General features: G+C 70.3%; 21 protein-coding genes and 2 tRNA genes. 13 read left to right on the top strand and 10 right to left on the bottom strand.

Going from position 1 to position 18,174, the window contains the following annotated elements; translation table 11 throughout:
• The gene (locus tag FXO19_RS04845) at positions 1-720 is read left to right on the top strand and encodes a M15 family metallopeptidase (protein ID WP_425481450.1); all 720 of its coding nucleotides are present in this window, start codon (positions 1-3) and stop codon (positions 718-720) included.
• 174 nt (positions 721-894) lie between these two features.
• On the opposite strand, the gene FXO19_RS04840 is transcribed toward FXO19_RS04845, so the two are convergent.
• Positions 895-1,107 carry a hypothetical protein gene (locus FXO19_RS04840; RefSeq protein WP_149193959.1) on the bottom strand — a complete coding sequence of 71 codons (213 nt, stop codon included), beginning with the start codon at positions 1,105-1,107 and terminating at the stop codon, positions 895-897.
• 327 nt (positions 1,108-1,434) lie between these two features.
• On the opposite strand from FXO19_RS04840, the gene FXO19_RS04835 reads away from it, so the two are divergent.
• Positions 1,435-1,644, top strand: a complete 210-nt coding sequence (locus tag FXO19_RS04835; RefSeq protein ID WP_149193958.1) for a hypothetical protein — start codon at positions 1,435-1,437, stop codon at positions 1,642-1,644.
• A 100-nt stretch (positions 1,645-1,744) separates the two neighbouring features.
• On the opposite strand, the gene FXO19_RS04830 is transcribed toward FXO19_RS04835, so the two are convergent.
• Positions 1,745-1,819: transfer RNA gene (locus FXO19_RS04830), tRNA-Val, on the bottom strand.
• Positions 1,820-1,908: 89 nt separating this feature from the next.
• Positions 1,909-2,760, bottom strand: coding sequence for a tetratricopeptide repeat protein (locus FXO19_RS04825; RefSeq protein WP_149193957.1), 852 nt, complete (start codon positions 2,758-2,760; stop codon positions 1,909-1,911).
• 245 nt (positions 2,761-3,005) lie between these two features.
• Between FXO19_RS04825 and FXO19_RS04820 the strand changes: the two genes are divergently transcribed.
• Complete coding sequence (locus FXO19_RS04820; protein ID WP_149193956.1) at positions 3,006-3,395, top strand: hypothetical protein; 390 nt, start codon at positions 3,006-3,008, stop codon at positions 3,393-3,395.
• 84 nt (positions 3,396-3,479) lie between these two features.
• On the opposite strand, the gene FXO19_RS04815 is transcribed toward FXO19_RS04820, so the two are convergent.
• Positions 3,480-3,635, bottom strand: coding sequence for a flavin reductase (locus tag FXO19_RS04815; RefSeq protein ID WP_149193955.1), 156 nt, complete (start codon positions 3,633-3,635; stop codon positions 3,480-3,482).
• A gap of 136 nt (positions 3,636-3,771) precedes the next feature.
• On the opposite strand from FXO19_RS04815, the gene FXO19_RS04810 reads away from it, so the two are divergent.
• A complete protein-coding gene (locus tag FXO19_RS04810) occupies positions 3,772-4,032 on the top strand; it encodes a hypothetical protein (RefSeq protein WP_149193954.1) in 261 nt (86 codons plus the stop codon).
• 177 nt (positions 4,033-4,209) lie between these two features.
• Here FXO19_RS04810 and FXO19_RS04805 read toward each other — a convergent pair.
• Positions 4,210-4,285: transfer RNA gene (locus FXO19_RS04805), tRNA-Phe, on the bottom strand.
• Between the two features lie 168 nt (positions 4,286-4,453).
• Between FXO19_RS04805 and FXO19_RS04800 the strand changes: the two genes are divergently transcribed.
• Positions 4,454-4,930: a DUF6491 family protein gene (locus FXO19_RS04800; protein WP_223115428.1), complete on the top strand. Its 477-nt coding sequence runs from the start codon at positions 4,454-4,456 to the stop codon at positions 4,928-4,930.
• Here the strand turns inward: FXO19_RS04800 and FXO19_RS04795 are convergent.
• On the bottom strand, positions 4,882-5,178 hold the full coding sequence (locus tag FXO19_RS04795; RefSeq protein ID WP_149193953.1) for an oxidative damage protection protein: 297 nt from the start codon (positions 5,176-5,178) through the stop codon (positions 4,882-4,884). The genes FXO19_RS04800 and FXO19_RS04795 overlap by 49 nt on opposite strands.
• A gap of 283 nt (positions 5,179-5,461) precedes the next feature.
• Here FXO19_RS04795 and FXO19_RS04790 point away from each other — a divergent pair, with 283 nt between their 5' ends.
• Positions 5,462-5,920 carry a DUF6491 family protein gene (locus tag FXO19_RS04790; protein WP_149193952.1) on the top strand — a complete coding sequence of 153 codons (459 nt, stop codon included), beginning with the start codon at positions 5,462-5,464 and terminating at the stop codon, positions 5,918-5,920.
• Positions 5,921-6,127: 207 nt separating this feature from the next.
• Here the strand turns inward: FXO19_RS04790 and mutY are convergent, their stop codons facing one another.
• From mutY to FXO19_RS04770, 4 genes are all read right to left on the bottom strand, one after another.
• Positions 6,128-7,213 (bottom strand): A/G-specific adenine glycosylase, encoded by a 1,086-nt coding sequence (gene mutY, locus FXO19_RS04785; RefSeq protein WP_149193951.1) that lies wholly within the window; start codon positions 7,211-7,213, stop codon positions 6,128-6,130.
• A complete protein-coding gene (locus tag FXO19_RS04780; protein WP_149193950.1) occupies positions 7,210-8,484 on the bottom strand; it encodes an AsmA family protein in 1,275 nt (424 codons plus the stop codon). The genes mutY and FXO19_RS04780 overlap by 4 nt, the downstream gene beginning before the upstream one ends.
• A gap of 1 nt (position 8,485) precedes the next feature.
• Complete coding sequence (ftsY, locus tag FXO19_RS04775; protein WP_149193949.1) at positions 8,486-9,751, bottom strand: signal recognition particle-docking protein FtsY; 1,266 nt, start codon at positions 9,749-9,751, stop codon at positions 8,486-8,488.
• 209 nt (positions 9,752-9,960) lie between these two features.
• The gene (locus tag FXO19_RS04770; protein ID WP_149193948.1) at positions 9,961-10,761 is read right to left on the bottom strand and encodes an AraC family transcriptional regulator; all 801 of its coding nucleotides are present in this window, start codon (positions 10,759-10,761) and stop codon (positions 9,961-9,963) included.
• A gap of 83 nt (positions 10,762-10,844) precedes the next feature.
• Between FXO19_RS04770 and FXO19_RS04765 the strand changes: the two genes are divergently transcribed.
• From FXO19_RS04765 to FXO19_RS04735, 7 genes are read left to right on the top strand one after another with little or no spacing between them, the layout of a single operon-like run.
• Positions 10,845-11,798 carry a proline racemase family protein gene (locus tag FXO19_RS04765; RefSeq protein WP_149193947.1) on the top strand — a complete coding sequence of 318 codons (954 nt, stop codon included), beginning with the start codon at positions 10,845-10,847 and terminating at the stop codon, positions 11,796-11,798.
• Complete coding sequence (locus FXO19_RS04760) at positions 11,795-12,895, top strand: NAD(P)/FAD-dependent oxidoreductase (protein WP_149193946.1); 1,101 nt, start codon at positions 11,795-11,797, stop codon at positions 12,893-12,895. Before FXO19_RS04765 ends, FXO19_RS04760 begins: the two co-directional genes overlap by 4 nt.
• Positions 12,892-13,146 carry a (2Fe-2S)-binding protein gene (locus FXO19_RS04755; RefSeq protein WP_149193945.1) on the top strand — a complete coding sequence of 85 codons (255 nt, stop codon included), beginning with the start codon at positions 12,892-12,894 and terminating at the stop codon, positions 13,144-13,146. The genes FXO19_RS04760 and FXO19_RS04755 overlap by 4 nt, the downstream gene beginning before the upstream one ends.
• Entirely contained in the window at positions 13,139-14,440 is a 1,302-nt protein-coding gene (locus tag FXO19_RS04750) for an NAD(P)/FAD-dependent oxidoreductase (RefSeq protein WP_149193944.1), read from the top strand. The genes FXO19_RS04755 and FXO19_RS04750 overlap by 8 nt, the downstream gene beginning before the upstream one ends.
• Before the next feature lies 1 nt (position 14,441).
• The gene (locus FXO19_RS04745; protein WP_149193943.1) at positions 14,442-15,341 is read left to right on the top strand and encodes a dihydrodipicolinate synthase family protein; all 900 of its coding nucleotides are present in this window, start codon (positions 14,442-14,444) and stop codon (positions 15,339-15,341) included.
• Positions 15,341-16,939, top strand: coding sequence for an aldehyde dehydrogenase family protein (locus tag FXO19_RS04740; protein ID WP_149193942.1), 1,599 nt, complete (start codon positions 15,341-15,343; stop codon positions 16,937-16,939). Before FXO19_RS04745 ends, FXO19_RS04740 begins: the two co-directional genes overlap by 1 nt.
• A complete protein-coding gene (locus FXO19_RS04735) occupies positions 16,936-18,138 on the top strand; it encodes a M24 family metallopeptidase (RefSeq protein ID WP_149193941.1) in 1,203 nt (400 codons plus the stop codon). The genes FXO19_RS04740 and FXO19_RS04735 overlap by 4 nt, the downstream gene beginning before the upstream one ends.
• The last annotated feature ends 36 nt before the right edge of the window (positions 18,139-18,174 follow it).

Below are 18,174 nucleotides of genomic sequence, written 5' to 3'. Positions count from 1 at the left end.
TTGCCATCCCGCTGGCGCATCGTGCTGGTCGCGCTCCTGCTGCCGACGGCGTGCGCGTCCGTCGCGGACGGGCCGGCGGTATCGCCGGCGCGCACGGTGGAGGAGGCGGGGCTGGTCGCAATCGACCGCCTGGTGCCCGACATCCGCCAGGACATCCGCTATGCCGGCAGCGACAACTTCGTCGGCGCGCCGATCGACGGCTACGAGGCGCCGCGCTGCTACCTGCTGCGGCCGGTGGCCGAAGCGCTGCAGCGGGTGGAGGCGGACCTGCGTCCGCAGGGATTCCGCCTGCTGATCTACGACTGCTATCGGCCGGTGCGCGCGGTACGGCACTTCATGCACTGGGTGCAGGACGCGAGCGACTTGCGCACCAAGGCGGAACACTATCCGAACCTGGACAAGGGCGAACTCGTCCATGACGGCTACATCGCCGAGCGCTCCGGCCACAGTCGCGGCGCCACGCTCGACCTGACGCTGCTGCGTTGCGATGCGTCCGGACAGGACTGCACGCCGCTGGACATGGGCACCGCGTTCGATTTCTTCGATCCGCTCGCCCATACCGACAGCCCGGCGGCCAGTGAGGCGCAACGGCGCAATCGCCATCGCCTGCGCACCGCCATAGAGCGGCACGGCTTCCGCAACTACGAGCGCGAGTGGTGGCACTACGGGTTCCAGCCGGAACCCTCGCCGGACATCGCGTTCGACGTGCCGGTCCGCTAGGATCGTCCCCCCTATCGATCTGGCCCACACCGTGTAGGAGCGCACCGCAGGGATGCGACCAGCCTCCTGCGCAGGCATTGCGCCCCTGCCGTCCATGGGCCGGATCAACTGCGCGGCGCGCGCGCCACTGGCGTGCGTGGAGTCGAGCGCTCCGCTGGCCCGGCAACGCACTGCTCAGCCGTGCATGCCCAGCATCACCCTGTCGCCGCACAGCATGCGCATGTGCACTGCGGTGGGGAGGCCGGTGGAGGCGTGGCGTTCGCGGGCCAGGTCGTCGGCGCGGCCCAGCGCGGTGGGCTGCTCGAGATTGCGCTCGAGCGTGATGCCGGCGAGCTGGATGCGCCAGCCGTGCTCGTCCGGCTCGACCCCGATCAGGATGCGTTCCATCCCAGTCTCCAGAAGTGAATGCCCCAGCCCAGCTGGATGACTTGCTCAGGGTCGCGGCCGTGTTCCGTTGCGGAGCGGCATCCGTTGCCGACGCATGGCCGTGCTGCTGGGGCGTGGTGACAGCATGGCCGCGGCCGCGGCGATGCACAGTCGGCCAAGGGCGCGATCGGCTGTAGGAAAAGTCCGACACCGGGCGATCTTCGTCATGCGGCTCGCCGCATACCGCAGCCGGCATCTTTCGCCTCGATCGCGTGCATGGAGGTTTCACATCGGATCAACGGCGCAGCGGACAACGTATCGGCATCGATATCTGGCCGGAGGTATGCGATGGACCGATTGGAACTCGACGCACGGCTGGACGCACTGCAACGCAAGCTGCCGGCGTTAGTGGACGACTACACCAACGAGGAGGATTTCTGGGCGGCATTCGCCGCCGAGGCGGATCCCGTCGTCGATGGCGCGGTCACCCCCGAGGACGCCACCCACGTCGAGGTCCGCATCGAGGAAATGCTGGCCGAGGTGGGCCTCGAGCGCTGAAGGCGGGGCAGGGGACCGCCGCGAGTGCAGGCTTGGATTTCGAACGGCTTCGGGGTGAAGCCGTTCAAAAAAAAGGCCCCCGCGATGCAGGGGCCGGAGTTGGTGGGCGGTGCAGGGATCGAACCTGCGACCCTTGCCGTGTGAAGGCAATGCTCTACCGCTGAGCTAACCGCCCGATCCGGTGCCGGGCGCGCTGGGCGCCGGCAGGCCGCGTAGTTTAAGGGCGGGGCGGGGCGGGGACAAGCCGCCGGTCCACGGCCGTGCCTACTCCAGCTGGTCCCGGGCGTAGGCGGCGTCCAGGGCCTCCATCGCGTCCAGCGGTTCGATCGCGGCGGCCTTCTCGTAGGCCGCGGCGGCGGCGTCCTCCTTGCGCTCGCCGTGCAGTAGCATCAGCAGGTTGCCGTATTCGATATGGGCGACCGGCGAGGCGGGGGTGAGCGCGAGCGCCTGCTTGATGTGGGCTTCGGCCTCGGAGGCCTTGGCGCCGTAGGTCAGGCCGCCGATCATGCCGCCGACCTTGCCGATGATCTCGGCGTGGTACAGCGCCACGGCGGTGTGGGCCTCGGCATGCTTCGGCGCCAGCTCCAGGGTGTTGTCGAGCGCGTCGCGGACCTTGCCGGCGATGCCCTGCTTGAGCGCCTTGGCGATGCTCAGGCCCTGGCTGTAGCGGCCCAGCGCGAAGGCACGGCGGTAGTGGCTGTTGGCCTCGCCCGGCAATGCCTCGACCGCCGTCTCGGCGATCCTCGCGGCCTGCTCGAAGCGCTTGAGCTTCTCGGCGTCACTGTCGACCAGGTGGGTGGCGTGGACGCCCAGCGCCTTCACCGCGACCGAGGCGCCGATCGGGCCCAGCTGCTCGCCGGCTTCGAACGCTGACTGGAAGTCGCCGCGATGGAACGCCCGCCAGGCTTCCTGCAGCGATCCCGCCAATCCCTTCGCGTCCACGCCCTTGGGCGCCGCCTTGCCGGCGGCCTGCAACAGCGCCGCGGCGCGTTTCTCGTCCGGCCACGGCTCGCAGTCGCCGGCGTGCAGTTTCGGCCAGGCCTTCTTCAGCGCGTCGCCGGCGTAGGCGTAGCCCTTGGCGTCGAGCGGGAAAGGTGCCCAGGCGGTCTTGGCCATCGTCGGATCCTTGTGCGATGAGGATGGCAGCAGCATCCCGCCGTGGCCGGCGGGAGGCAAGCCCCGCCGCCGTAGGAGCGCGCCATGCGCGCCATGCGCGCGATGCCGCGGGCGGCGAAGCACCGCGGCATCGCGCGCATGGCGCGCTCCTACGGATAATGGGTGGCGGCTAGTGTGTTTGCTCGACGTGCGCGCGGCAGGCTGGGGTATCGCAACCGGCATCTCGCCGACCATTGGAGCCCGTTATGGCTGCATCGAAAACCGCAAACTTCAGCGCCGATCCGAACCTGCGCCATGCCTGGCTGGCGTCGCTGGGCCTGATCTCGGTCGCCCGCCGCGAAGCCGGCAATGCCGTCGCGAACGCCGCCGCCACGGCCGATCGGCTGCAGCGCCATGCCGTTGGATATGCCGTGGATGCCCTCGATATCGCTCGCGGCGGCGCGATCACCCTGCGCGAGCAGGTCGAGCCGAAGATCGCCGGCTTCGGCGCCGAGGTCGAGGCGCGCCTGGCGCCGGTGCTCGAAAAGCTCGGCATCGCCGCGCCGCCGTCCCGCAAGCCGGCGGCGCGCAAGGCCACGCGCCGTGCAACCCCGCGCAAGAGCGCGAAACGCGCGTCCACGCGCACCCGCGGCTGAACAGGTCTCTCCACCGTCAGTGGACGCCGGCGCCCCGCGAAAAAGCGGGGCGTTTGCGTTGGCGCCGCGCCCGCTACAGGTACTTCAGCAGCCGACGACCAGCATGTCGTCGTGCAGCCGGCACTCGAAGCTGGCGTGGCACTCGCGGACCAGCGGTGCGCCGACCTCCTGCGCCGCGTCCGTGGTCAGGCCGAACGCCTCGAACTTGTCGATGTCCGCGCCGGAGGCGTTGCCGATCATGCGGGTGTGGATTCCAGTCCGCGCGTCACGTTTTCCGGGTCGGCGCGGTTGCTAGATTGCGGGTGCACTGCGGATGTCGACGATCGGTCCGCCGTGCAACGGAACCTTTCAACGGGAAAGACCAAGGAGAGCAAGCATGAGGAAAGTGAAATCGCTTCAGGCGCTCGGAAGACCGCTGGTCCTGGGCATGGCGCTGGCGGCGGGAACGCTGTTCGCCCTGGCCGCCTCGGCGAAGCCGGCGCCGCCTGCCAACGGGATGCTGGTCTATGTCTATTACCAGAATGGTCAGGCGGTAGGCGGCGAGGTCATCGCGAACTGCCCGCCGGACTCGATGATTCCCCAGCCATGGGGCATTCGCACCCAGGACTTCAGCTGGTCGTACGCGCCCTGCTTCTAGGGATGCTCGAGGTGCGCGTGCATCGCGCACCTCATGGCCGCCGTCCGGCACATCCCCCTCGATCCCCCTTCTTCGAAGGGGGAAGACAAACGCAGCGGAAGCAGGCGAAGCCTGGGCCGTTTGCGAACGAAGAGAACGAAGAAAGGCCTGCATCGCTGCAGGCCTTTCGGTAATTCGTGGTGGCCGGGGACGGAATCGAACCGCCGACACGGGGATTTTCAATCCCCTGCTCTACCAACTGAGCTACCCGGCCGGGTGACGCGACGCGGACGGGCCGTGTGCGAGGGCGGCATGATACGAGGCCGGAGCGCGGCCGGCAAGCCGGCTGGGGGCTGAATGCCGTGCGGCATCGGCGCGCCGGGGATTCGCCCGGGCGGCATCATCACGATACTCATGATGCCCGACGGGCAGGGAGTCGACGATGAAGCGGATCCTTTCCATCGTATTCGCGATGTTCGTGCTCGGCGGTTGCGCCAGCACCGGCATGAGCGACAACGAGAAGCTCGAGCTGTACCGCGCCAACGCCGGCGAGCCGGTGCCTCATTTCCGGTTCTTCGGCCGGATCAACGGCTGGACGCCGCTGGGCGACAGCGCCGTGGCGGTCTGGACCAAGCCGCGCGAGGCCTACCTGCTGGAGCTGTCCGGGCCGTGTCCGGACCTGCCGTACAGCCCGGCGATCTCGCTGACCAGCAACATGAACCAGGTGTACGCGCGCTTCGACAAGGTGATGGCGCTGAACCGCAGCTCGATCGAGGTCCCGTGCCACATCCGCGAGATCCGTCCGCTGGACGTGAACGCCATCCGCGAGGCCGAGCGCCAGCTGCGCGATACCGACGCGATGCCGGCGAATCAGTCGGAAGACGAGCCGTTGGACGATTCGCCCGGTTCCGGCACGTAGCCGGCCGGTTTGTCGGTGCCGCCCTCGAACAGGAATTTTTCCATTTCCTGCTCGAGGAACGCGCGGTGCTTGGGGTCGAGCGGCGAGAGCCGGTTTTCGTTGATCAGCATGGTCTGGTGCGCCAGCCATGCACTCCAGGCGGCCTTGCCGATGCCGGCATAGATACGCTTGCCGAGTTCGCCGGGCCAGGGCACGAAATCCAGGCCTTCGGTCTCGCGTTGCTCGTACTGGCAGAACACGGTGCGCATCGGATCGATCCCGGAAAGGTGACTGGCCTTCATTGTAGGGCGGAGCCCGCTTCGCTGCCTTTCTCCCGGGTCAGCGCAACCCCGCCGGTCACCGGGCGATACCGGCACCGTGGCCGGCCATCGCCGGCAAACCGGCCCTGCACGCAACGGGCGGCATAATGGGGTCGCGGGCGTGGCCGGCGGGATGGTGTCGAGGGATCGGGCTGCGTTCGCCACCCGTACCGGCGGGGCGATTGCGGGTGCACGATGTAGATGTCCATTCGACCCCACTAGGAGAGTGAGCATGAAACGCATGTCGTTGCTTCTTGGATCGATCCTCGCTCTGGGCGCCTGCGCCAGCACAGACCGGCTGACCGACAGCCAGCGCGTGGAGACGTACCGCGCCAACGCCGGCGAACCGGTGCGCGACTTCCGGTTCTTCGGCAACCTCAATGGCTGGACGCCACTGGGCGATCGCGCTCTGGTGGTGTGGACGCGTCCGAACGAAGCCTATCTCCTGGAGCTGGCGGGACGGTGCCAGGACCTGGACTTCGCTCCCGCGATCAGCCTCACCAACTTCTCGGGACGGGTCTCGGCACGCTTCGACGACGTGATCGTGCGGGGCGGTGGCTCCGACACCGGGCGCATCCCGTGCCGCATCCAGGAAATCCGTCCGGTCGACGTCAAGGCGGTCAAGGTGGCGGAGCAGGAACTGCGCGAGGCGAACGTGGAGGAGCGGCAGCGGTCGCCGGAGCAGGACTGACGTCGTGCCGTGCGGCACGCGTGTGGGCACGGCGCGCCCTCTGTAGGAGGGGCTTCAGCCCCGACCCGGAAACGAGCGGCGCGCGGAAAAGATCCACGGTACTCGGCTCCCGATCGGCGCCGTGCGCCTTCTGCTTCCTCCCCGCGATCGTCGGCGGGTCGGGGCTGAAGCCCCTCCTACAGGGGGCGTGGTGAATGTCGCTACGGCCTAAGGCGGGGGCGGCTTGTTGCCGGCCGGGTCGATTCCGCGCTCGAGCAGCCTGCGGATCGGCGACGGAATGCCGAGCGTGCCGAGTTCGGCGGGGGCGACCCAGCGCAGGTCCGCGTTATCGCGCACCGCCATCCGCGGCGCGACCTGGCGCCAGTGCCGCGGATGCAGCTGCAGCCGGTAATGGGTGAAGCCGTGGGCGATGGAGGCCAGCGCCCGGCCGTTGTCGTAGTCGTCGTCGACGTGCGAGCGGAACCAGTTGCGTGCCGCATCGTGGTCCGCGGCCTCGGGCAATGACCACAGCGCGGCCCAGATGCCGACCGGGGGGCGTCGCTGCAGCAGTACGCGGCCGTCGCCGTCCTGCAGCAGCAGCACGATGGCCTCGCGCTCGGGCAGCGGCTTGCCGGGCTTCGGAGTCGGCAATTCGGGCACGCGCCCCGACTGCAGCGCTGCGCAACCCTCGCGCAGCGGGCACAGCAGGCAGGACGGATCGTGGCGGGTACACAGCGTGGCGCCGAAATCCATCTGTGCCTGGGTGTAGTCCGCGAGCCGCGCGTCGGGCAGTTGCGCCTCGGCCAGTTGCCAGAGGCGCTTCTCGACCTTCGGCGTGCCGGGCCAGCCCTCGACGCCATGCCAGCGGCACAGCACGCGCTTGACGTTGCCGTCGAGGATCGGGAAACGATCGCCCCAGGCCTGCGACAGGATGGCGCCGGCGGTGCTGCGGCCGATGCCGGGCAGGGCGAGCAGGGCGTCGAAGTCGCGCGGCAGGTCGCCGCCGTGCCGGTCGACGCAGAGGCGCGCCGCCGTGTGCAGGTTGCGTGCGCGGGCGTAGTAGCCCAGACCGGACCACAGCGCCAGCACCTCGTCCAGTGCCGCCGCGGCCAGCGAGGGCACGTCCGGAAGCGCGGCGACGAAGCGTTCGAAGTAGGGGGTCACCACCCGCACCTGGGTCTGCTGCAGCATGATCTCCGACAGCCACACGCGGTACGGCGTGCGCGGGTGCTGCCACGGCAGGTCGTGACGACCGTTGACCTCGAACCACGCCAGCAGCCGGGCGGCAATGTCCTGACCCTGCTGCGTGGTCATGGGATGACGCCTTCGGTCACGACATCGTCTTCCAGTTCGATCTCGACGCCGTGCAGGGTGGCGCCGGAGATGTCGATCCGCGGCGCTTCGATACGGCCACGCAACGGCGGCAGCGGCGAGCCGTCGGCGCCGGCATCGATCCAAGCGGCGAGTTCGGGCACGCGCAGGCGTCCGTCGAAGCCGGCGCCGTCGCGCTCGAGCCGCAGCGCAATCGGGTCGGTCAGCGCGAGCGTGCCGCGGTACTCGAGTTCGAACGGCAACGGCGCCTGCGATGCACCGAGCGGCGGCGGCAGTGCCGGCCAGGCCTCGGGCCAGTCCGCCAGTTCGCCCTGCAGCGCGAGTTGCAGCTCGTCGGCGAAATCGATCGCGCCGCGCGCGCGCAGGCGCGGGATCAGTTCCTGGCCACGCAGGGTCAGCGCGGCGGGCAGTAACCGCAGCCCGCCGTCGGCGAGCACGCCTTCGGCAGCGAAGCCGAACACGAACGGCTGCACACCGGTGCCGGACAGATAGCGTGCGCGCGACGACAGCCGCAGCTGCCGCAGTCGCAGCCCGGCGTCATCCATGGCTCCTGGTGGCCCCGGGGGCGGGCCCTGCAGATGCGTCGACAGGACGATGGACGACGGCAGTCGCCAGTCGTCGCCCTGCGGCGAGATTTCGCCGGTGATGCCGACGCCGGCATCCGCCGACGGCCGGGTCATGCTCGCGTGCAGGTCGAACGGCGCCTGCAGCGTGCCGGCGACATAGCGGCCGCGGGCGTGCACCCGCAGCGCACGATCGGCGGCGAATTCCGGCAGGTCGAGAGCGATATCGTCCACCCGCCAGGCGTCTCCCGACACGCGTCCGTCGACGACATGCAGTCCGCCCCGAAGCGTGGGCGGTGGGCCTTCGCCCGGTGGACGCGCCGACCACCAGTGCTGGAATGCCGCCAGTTCGACGACCGGCGCATCCAGCTCGATCCGCTCGATCGTGAGGTCGGCGCCCCGTGCGCGCAGCGTCGACCACGGCACCGACACCAGCACGCGGTCGGCGCGCAGCACGGGCCCGGCGGCGCCGGGTTCGCGCGCGACCACGCCACGCGCCACCAGCTGCGGCGTGCCGCGCAGGCGGTAGTCGAATGCATCCGCGGTAATCTCCAGCCCCAGCGCGCTGCCGGCGCGGTCGAGCACCATCGGTCCCAGGACGTCCGCACGCATCAGCCAGCGCAGCAGCAACAGCGCCGCCAGCAGCAGCGCCGCGAGCACGAGCAGCGCGATCGCGCCGCGCCGCTTCACCCTAGGGCCTGTCAACGCGATGGGCGTTGGCAGGCCCGAGCGCTTCGGGCAGCAGCGCGTCGACGAAGGCCTCGGCGTCGAACACCCGCAGGTCCTCGGGCTGCTCGCCGATGCCGGCATAGCGGATCGGGATGCCGAACTCGCGCGCCAGCGCGAACACCACGCCGCCCTTGGCGGTGCCGTCCAGCTTGGTCACCACCAGGCCGGTGACGCCGGCGGCGGCGTGGAACTGCCGCAGCTGCGAGATCGCGTTCTGCCCGGTGGTGCCGTCGACCACCATCAGCACCTCGTGCGGTGCGGCCGGGTCGACCTTGCCGAGCACGCGCTTGATCTTGCCCAGCTCCGCCATCAGTCCCTGCTGCGTGTGCAGGCGCCCGGCGGTGTCGGCGATCAGCACGTCGGCGCCGCGCGACTTCGCCGACTGCAACGCATCGAAGGCGACCGAGGCGGCGTCCGCGTCCTGCCCCTGGGCGACGACGGCCACGCCGTTGCGCTCGCCCCAGGCCTGCAGCTGCGCGACCGCGGCCGCGCGGAAGGTGTCGCCGGCGGCGAGCATCAGCGTGTGGCCGTCGTCCTTGAAGCGCTTGGCCAGCTTGCCGATGGTGGTGGTCTTGCCGACGCCGTTGACGCCGACGGTCAGGATCACGAACGGCCTGGCGCCGGCATCGATGACCAGCGGCTGCGCCACCGGCTGCAGCAGGGTGATGAGCTCGCCGCGCAGCGCCGCCAGCAGTGCCGCGGCATCGGCGAACTCGCGCGCCTTCATCCGCTTGCGCATTGCCTCCACCAGTTCGGTGGTGGCGGCGACGCCGACATCGGCGGTCAGCAGCGCGGTCTCGATTTCGTCGAGCAGATCGTCGTCGAGCTTCGGGTTGCGCGCGAACAACCCGCCGAGGTTGCGGGCGAAGCCGCCGTCGCGCAGGCGTTCGCGCCAGCCGGACTTGCCCGGCGCGGCGGGCGCGGCTCCGGATTCGCGCAAGGCCGCGCTCGCCGCGGCGGCGGCCGCCATCGCGGCAGCGCGGTCCTCGACCGGTGGGGCGGACGGAGCAGGGGCCGGAGCAGGAGCAGGAGCAGGAGCAGGAGCAGGAGCCTGGACAGGGGCGGGTTCGGCCGGGGCAGGCGGCGGCGCCTCCGTCGTCTGCGCATCGTCACGCGGCGCTGGCCGGTTGTCGGGGAACGCAGCGGCGAGTTCCTCGATGCTCAGGCGGCGCTTGCTGTCTTCCGGCTTGACCGGCTCGGGTTTGTCGCGTCGAAACCAGCTGACCATGCGGCCGGGACATCGTGGATGGGGGGCAATGGCGCGCATGGTAGCACCCGCCCCCGTGACGATCCGGCAGACGCCATGCGCACCAGGGCGCCGCGCATGAAGTCCGCAGCCGGCAACGTGCGCATCATCGGCGGCCGCTGGCGCGGCACCCGTCCGCCCGTCACCTGCACCGGTAGGCCGGCTCCGCCGGGTCGGGGTCGCCAGTGGCTTCAGTCGCGTACCAGCGCGCGATAGGCGCGCGGCGGCATGCCGACGGTGAACTTGAACTGGCGCGCGAACGCACTCTGGTCGGAGAAACCGCAGGCCTGGCCGATCTCGGCGATGCTGGCGTCGAAGTGCAGCAGCCGCATCGCCTCTTCGATCCGCAGCTTGGTCAGCAGTTGCTGCGGGGTCAGCTGGAACACGCGCTTGAACAACCGTTCCAGTTGGGCCACGGACACTTCCGCGATGTCCGCGAGCTTCTGCACCCGCAGCGGTGCATTGTAGTTGGCCTGCATGTGCTCGACGGCACGCTGCAGGCGGCCATAGGAGGAGTGGCGCCGGTCCGGCGCGCCGAGGTCGCGGGAGATCCCGACCAGGCCGATCACCCGGCTGTCCTGGTACAGCGGGTGCTTGAAGGTCAGGCACCAGCCGGGTGCACGATTGGCGTACAGGTGGAGTTCCAGCTGGTTCTCGATCGTCTCGCCTGCGAGCGCTTGCTCGTCCTGCACCATGTAGCGGGTGCCCAGCCGCTCGGGGAACAACTGTAGCGGCGTCCTGCCGATGAGGTCGGCGCGGTTGCGCGCGCCCAGCCGGTTCACCAGGGTCAGGTTGACGTGGGTGTAGCGGCCCTGGCGGTCCTTGATGAAGAACACCACATCGGGCAGCGCATCGAAGAGATGCTGCAGTTCGTCCGGTTCGATTTGAAAGCCGATGGCGGCGGCTCCAGAAACTGTGCTGCATTGCGTCAGGAACGGCGCGCTCCGATTGCTTCCCTGATCTTGGAAACAAGCCGGAAGGCGTCGCGACATTCTTCTCGATTATGCATATTTCCGCATCCGTCGTGGGCAGGGCGTCCTAGCGCGAAAAGCCGCTGCGGCTGGAAGATGACGGCATGCAGAGCCTGACCGTCATCGACTCCCATACCGCCGGCGAACCCACGCGCGTGGTGCTGTCGGGCTTTCCCGGGCTCGGTGGCGGCAGCCTGGCCGAGCGCCGCGCACGCTTCCGCGACGCATTCGACCATTGGCGCAGCGCCATCGCCTGTGAGCCGCGCGGCTCGGACACCATGGTCGCCGCGCTGTTGCAGGCGCCGGTGGATCCGCGTTGCTGCACTGGCGTGATCTTCTTCAACAACGTCGGTTACCTGGGCATGTGCGGTCACGGCACCATCGGGCTGACGCGTACGCTGGCGCACCTGGGCCGGATCGGCCCGGGCCGGCACCTGATCGAGACGCCGGTCGGCGTGGTCGGAGTGGAACTGCATGCCGACGGCCGGGTGTCGATCGACAACGTCGAAAGCTATCGCGCCGCGACCGGGGCGGCTGTCGAGGTGCCCGGCTACGGGACCGTGGTCGGCGACGTGGCCTGGGGCGGCAACTGGTTCTTCATCACCACGCAGTCCCCGGTGCCGCTGGACTTCGCGCACCGGTCGGAACTGAGCGCGTATACCCTGGCGATCCAGCGTGCGGTCGATGCGGCGGGCATCGGCGGGGGCGACGGTGGGGTCATCGACCACATCGAGGTCAACGGCCCCGCGCCGGACGGCTCCGGACAGGCGCGCAATTTCGTGATGTGCCCAGGCGGCGCCTACGACCGTTCGCCCTGCGGCACCGGCACCAGCGCCAAGCTGGCCTGCCTGGCCGCCGAAGGCAAGCTGGCCGAAGGCGAAGTCTGGGTGCAGCAGGGCATCCTGGGCAGCACGTTCGAATGCGCCTACCGCAAGGGCGAACGCGGCGTCCTGCCGCGGATCACCGGGCAGGCCTGGATCACCGGCAGCGCCGAGATCCTGATCGAGGACGACGATCCTTTCGCCTGGGGGATCCGCGGGGGCGCCGCGCAGGCATGAGGGCGTTCGATCTCATCGTCGTCGGCGCCGGCATCATTGGCGCCAGTTGCGCCGAGCGGGCCGTGGCCGGCGGGCGCAGGGTGGCCATTGTCGAGGCGGATATCGCCGGCGGCGGGGTCACGGCGGCATCGATGGGGCACCTGGTAGCGATGGACGGTGATCCGGCGGAGCTGGCGCTGGCCCATTATTCGATCGGCTTGTGGGCAGAATCCGAAGGACTCGCCGCCGCCGACTTCAGCCGTTGCGGCACCCTGTGGGTGGCGGCCGACGAGACCGACATGGCGGCGGTGCCGGGCAAGATCGCGCGCCTGGGCAAGGCCGGCATCCATGCCGAACGGATCGATGCCGGGCGCCTGCGGGAACTGGAGCCGCATCTTGCGCCGGACCTGGCCGGCGGCCTGCTGGTCCCGGGTGAGGGTACGGTCTATCCGCCGCGCGCGGTCGCATGGCTGATCGGGCGTTGCATCGATGCCGGCGCGATCCTGGTGCGCGGCCGCCACGTGCTGCGTGTGCTGCGTGACGGGGTGGCGCTGGACGACGGCACCGTGCTGCGAGGGCCGGTGCTGGTGGCGGCGGGGGCGGCCAGCAACGCGCTGCTGCCGGAATTGCCGATGCACGTCCGCCGCGGGCACCTGGTCATCACCGACCGTCACCCGGGATTGCTCCGCCACCAGGTGCTGGAATTGGGCTATGCCGACAGTGCGCATGGCGATGCCGAGGTCAGCGTGGCGTTCAACGTGCAGCCGCGTCCGACTGGGCAGTTGCTGATCGGTTCTTCGCGCGAGCGGCGCGCAGCCGGACCGGACGTCCATCCGTCCGTGCTCCGGCGCATGCTGGAGCGCGCGTTCCGCTACCTGCCGGTGCTGCGCGGGCTGCAGGCGATCCGGGTCTGGACGGGATTGCGCCCGTGCACCACCGATGGCCGCCCCTACATCGGGGCGGTGCCCGGGCGCGCGGACTGCTGGGTGGCGACCGGGCACGAAGGGCTCGGCGTGACGACCGCACCCGGCACGGCGCGCCTGCTGCTGGACCTGATCGACGGACGGCGCCCCGCGATCGACCCCGCTCCCTACGATCCCGCGCGGGTGGCGGCTTGAACGCGCCGTCGCCATTGGTCCGCCTGCGCATCGACGGCCGCGAGGTCTCGGTCGTGGCCGGCAGCAGCGTGGCCGCGGCGATCGCGCACGCCGGCGGCACCACCCGCGAGTCCTGCGGCGGTCAGCGGCGCGCGCCGCTGTGCGGCATGGGAGTGTGTTTCGAATGCCGGGCGACGGTCGACGGCCGGGCGCAGCAGCGGACCTGCCTGTTGCCGGTGGCCGAAGGCATGCAGGTGCGCACGCATGGCTGACCGGCGCCACCATTGCGATGTCGCCGTCGTCGGCGCCGGACCCGCCGGGTTGTCGGCGGCCCGCGCCGCGGCGTCGCATGGCGCGCGGGTGATGCTGATCGATCCGCAGCCGGTGCCGGGCGGGCAGGTCTGGCGCAACGACGTGCGGCACGGCGCGCCCGGGCCTGCGCAAGCGCTGCGGCGGGAACTGGCGGCGGCGGGTGTTCCGATGCTGATGCAGTCGGAGGTCGCCGGCCATGCCGGCAAGCGCCTGTTCGTGCACAGCGGGCAGCTGGCGGCGAGCGTCGACTACGGGTCGCTGGTGCTGGCGACCGGGGCGCGCGAACTGCTGCTGCCCTTTCCCGGATGGACGCTGCCCGGCGTGACCGGCGCCGGCGGCGCGCAGGCGCTGGCCAAGCAGGGCGGGCCGATGCGCGGCAAACGCGTGCTGGTGGCCGGCAGCGGCCCGCTGTTGCTGGCGGTCGCCGATACGCTGCGCCGTCACGGCGCCCGGGTCCTCGGCATCCACGAGCAGGCGTCCCTGCGCGCGCTGTCGATATTCACCGCCGGATTGTGGCGCTGGCCGGGCAAGGCCGTGCAGGCGGCGCGCCTGCGCCTGTCGTTGTCGAGAGTGTCCTACCACGCCGGCAGCCATGTGCTGCGTGCCCTCGGCGACGAGCGCCTGCGTGCGGTGGAACTGCGCATCGACGGGCGCACCGCGACCGTGGAATGCGACCAGCTTGCCTGCGGGTTCGGGCTGGTGCCCAACATCGAATTGGCGCAGGCCGTGGGGTGCGCACTGGGCGGCGGCGGCCCGCATGCGCACGTGCTGGTGGACCACTGGCAGGGCAGCAGCGTCGAGTCGGTGTTCGCCGCGGGCGAGGCCTGCGGCATCGGCGGCCTGGACTGCGCCGTGGCCGAAGGCGCCATCGCCGGCCATGCGGCGGCCGGGCGACGCGAGGCCGCACGCGCGCTGCTGCCGCGGCGCGCGCACGCGCGCCGTTTCGCCATGGCATTGAACCGTCGTTTCGCGCTGCACGACGGCCTGCGTGCGCTGGCCGAGCCCGACACCATCGTCTGCCGCTGCGAGGACGTGCGGCTGTCGGCGCTGTCCGCCTGCGCGCCGGGCCGTGAAGCCAAGCTGCTGACCCGCTGCGGCATGGGCGCCTGCCAGGGGCGTCTCTGCGGCAGCGCATTGGCCGAGTTGGGCGGCACCACGCGAGACGGCTTCCGTCCCCCGATTTTTCCCGTTCCGCTGGAGGTGCTGGCCGGTTTCGGCGGCGGACTTCCAACGGACTTATCCCAGGAGTTGTGAAATGAGCAAGCGCATGTGGCAGGGCGTGATCCCCGCACTCACCACCCCCTTTGCCGAGGACGGACGGGTCGACCACGCGTTCCTCGCCAAGCATGCACAGTGGCAGGTCGAAGCCAGCTGCATCGGCGTGGTCCCGCTGGGTTCGCTGGGCGAAAGCGCCACGCTGACCTTCGACGAGAAGGTCGCGATCGTGCGCACCCTGGTCAAGGCGCTGGGTGACACGCCGGTGATCCCGGGGATTGCCGCGTTGTCCACCGACGAGGCGGTCCAACTGGCCAGGGCGGTCGAGGCCGAAGGCGCGCGCGGGCTGATGATCCTGCCGGTCTACGCCTATTCGACCGACTGGAGGGAAATGAGCGCGCACTTCCGCGCGGTTGCCAACGCCACGAGCCTGCCGATCCTGCTCTACAACAACCCGGTCGCCTACAAGACCGACTTCAGCGCGGCGCAGATCGTGGAGCTGGCCAACGAGTTCCCGCAGATCGAGGCGGTCAAGGAGTCCTCGGGCGACATCCGTCGCCTGGCCGAGATCCAGGAACTGTCCGGCGACCGCCTGGTGCTGATGACCGGCATCGACGACGCCATCGTCGAAGGCCTGGCGATGGGCGTGACCGGTTGGATCGCCGGTCAGGTCAATGCCTATCCGCACGAATCGGTGGCGCTGTTCGAGCGCGCGCGCGATGGCGGGTACGACGCGGTCAAGGACCTGTACAGCTGGTTCTTGCCGCTGCTGCGGCTCGATACCGTGCCGAAGTTCGTGCAGCTGATCAAGCTGACCCAGCAGAGCGTGGACTGGGGCAACGAGCGCGTGCGTGCGCCGCGCCTGCCGGTCGAAGGCGCCGAGCGCGAGGCCGCGCTTCGCGTGATCGAGCGCGCGAACAAGAACCGTCCGGTGCTGTGATGATGAGCGGACGTCAACAGGTTCTGGTAGCGGGCGCATGGCGCGATGCGGTTGCACCGATCGGCGAACTGCGCGCACACAACCCGGCGACCGGCGAGCCAGTCGGCCCTGTCTATCCGGTCAGCGGCCGCCGTGAGGTGGAAGATGCGGTGGCGGCCGCGGTGGCGGTGGCGGAGATGTTCTCCGCGACCGACCCGCAGCGGATCGCCGCCTTCCTCGAAGGCTATGCCGACGGCATCGAGGCCGAGGCCGATGCGCTGGCCGAGCTGGCCAATGTCGAAACCGGCCTGCCGGCATCGCCGCGCCTGCGCGAGGTGGAGTTGCCGCGCACCAGCGGCCAGCTGCGCCAGGCCGCGCGTGCGGTACGCGAGTGGGGCTGGGCGGACCCGGTGATTGACACCGCCGGCGGCCTGCGTTCGGTGCTCGGCCCGCTGGGCAAGCCGGTCACGGTGTTCGGCCCGAACAACTTTCCGTTCGCGTTCAACGCCATCGCGGGCAGCGATTTCGCCTCGGCCATCGCCGCGCGCAATCCGGTGATCGCCAAGGTCCATCCGCTGCATCCGGGCACCAGTGAGAAGCTGGGACGGATCGCGCATGCGGCGTTGTTGGCCGCCGGGCTTCCGGCTGCGGCCATCCAGCTGCTGTACGGGGTGGATCCGTCGTGCAGCGACCTGCTGGTCGGGCAGGGCGCGATCGGCGGGGTCGGCTTCACCGGCGGACGTTCCAGCGGGTTGGCATTGAAGGCGCAGGCCGATGCCGCCGGCGTGCCGTTCTATGCCGAGATGTCCAGCATCAATCCGGTGTTCCTGCTCGAAGGCGTGCTGGAGCTCCGCGGCGAGGACCTGGCGCAGGAATTCTTCGCGTCCTGCACCATGGGCAGCGGGCAGTTCTGCACCAATCCGGGGCTGCTGGTGGTGCCGCGGACGGCGGCGGGCGACGCGTTCGTCGCCGCAGTGGCATCTCGGTTCGACGCGGCGCCGGAACAGGTGCTGTTCTCCGCCGACGGCAGGCGTCACCTCAATGCCGCGGTCGATGCGCTGCGGGCCGCAGGTGCCGAACGGATCGCCGGTCGCGGGGACTCGGACCGCCCGGGCTACTGGGTGCGGCCGGAACTGCTGGCCGTCGACGGCGCGCGCTTCCTGGCCGATCCGGCGAGCCTGCAGACCGAAGCCTTCGGGCCGGTCGGCCTGGTGGTGCGCAGCGACGGGCGCGAACAGGCGCAGGCGATCGCGCGCGCGTTCGAGGGCAACCTGACCGCGACCCTGTATCGTGCCGCCGACGGTCGCGACGACGTCGCCGCTTCCGCATTGATCTCGCTGCTGCGTCCACGCGTGGGCAGGCTGATCATGGACAAGATGCCGACCGGCGTGGCGGTCAGCCCCGCGATGAATCATGGCGGCCCGTATCCGGCCACCGGCCACCCGGGTTTCACCTCGGTCGGCATGCCGGGATCGATCCGCCGTTTCGCCGGTTTGCACAGCTACGACAACGTCCCCGATGCGTTGCTGCCGCCGGTGCTGCGCGATCGCAACCCCGGGGGAGTCTGGCGCCGGATCGACGGCGAGTGGAGTACGGGCGACGTGGCGACGGCCGGATGAGCGGACAGATCGGTCATCTGCAGCGTGACGCGGCGTTGGCGGGGCTGTCGCCATGGGCGCGGCGCGCTGCGCCGATTGCTGCCGACGAGTACCGGCAGCGCATCGAGCACGCGCGGGCGTTGATGCGCACGCAGGGCGTCGATGCGCTGCTGGTCGGTGCCGGTGCCTCGTTGCGTTATTTCGCCGGCGTGCCCTGGAGCGCGAGCGAGCGGCTGGTGGCGATGCTGTTGACGGCCGATGGCGATCCGCTGCTGGTTTGTCCGGCGTTCGAGGAAGGCTCGCTCGATGCGGTACTGAAGATCGCGGCCGGCAAGCGCCTGTGGGAAGAGCACGAGGATCCGTACGCGCTGATCGCGCGGGCGATGGCAGAGCGTGGCGCGCGCACGCTGGCGCTGGATCCGGCAACGGCGTTCGCGGTGTATACCGGCCTGCGTGCGCACCTGGCCACGCACTCCATCGTCGATGCCGCCGCGATCGTCGACGGCTGCCGGATGTGCAAGTCGCCAGCCGAGCTGGCGCTGATGCAACAGGCCTGCGACATGACGCTGCAGGTGCATCGACTCGCGGCGGGCATCGTCCGCGAAGGCATCGGCAGCGACGAGCTGGTGCGCTTCATCGACCAGGCGCATCGCACGCTGGGCGCCGACGACGGCTCGACCTTCTGCATCGTCCAGTTCGGGCACGCCACCGCCTACCCGCACGGCATCCCCGGCGTGCAGCACCTGCGCGAAGGCGACCTGGTGCTGATCGACACCGGCTGCACCGTGCAGGGCTACCACTCCGACATCACCCGGACCTTCGCCTTCGGCACGCCCACCGAGGAACAGCGCCGCATCTGGGAACTCGAGCGGGCCGCGCAGGAGGCCGCATTCGCCGCGGTGCGCCCGGGCGAGGCCTGCGAAGTGGTGGACGCCGCGGCGAGGCGCGTACTGGAGGCGGCCGGCCTCGGGCCGGGCTATCGCCTGCCGGGACTGCCGCACCGCACCGGCCACGGCTGCGGACTGCAGATCCATGAAGCCCCGTACCTGTTGCCCGGCAACCGAATCGTGCTGCAGCCGGGAATGTGCGCCAGCAACGAGCCGATGATCGTGGTGCCCGGCCGGTTCGGCGTGCGCCTCGAAGACCATTTCCACGTCACCGGCGACGGTGCGCAGTGGTTCACGCCGCCGGCGACAGCGATCGACAGGCCGTTCGCATGACACCGGCCCGATGCGAAGTCCCCCGCCTTCGCCTGG

The sequence above is a fragment of the Luteimonas suaedae genome (genome assembly GCF_008312895.1).
Taxonomy (GTDB): domain Bacteria; phylum Pseudomonadota; class Gammaproteobacteria; order Xanthomonadales; family Xanthomonadaceae; genus Luteimonas; species Luteimonas suaedae.
Note: the sequence above shows the minus strand (reverse complement) of the source record. Positions and strands in the feature narration are given on the sequence as shown.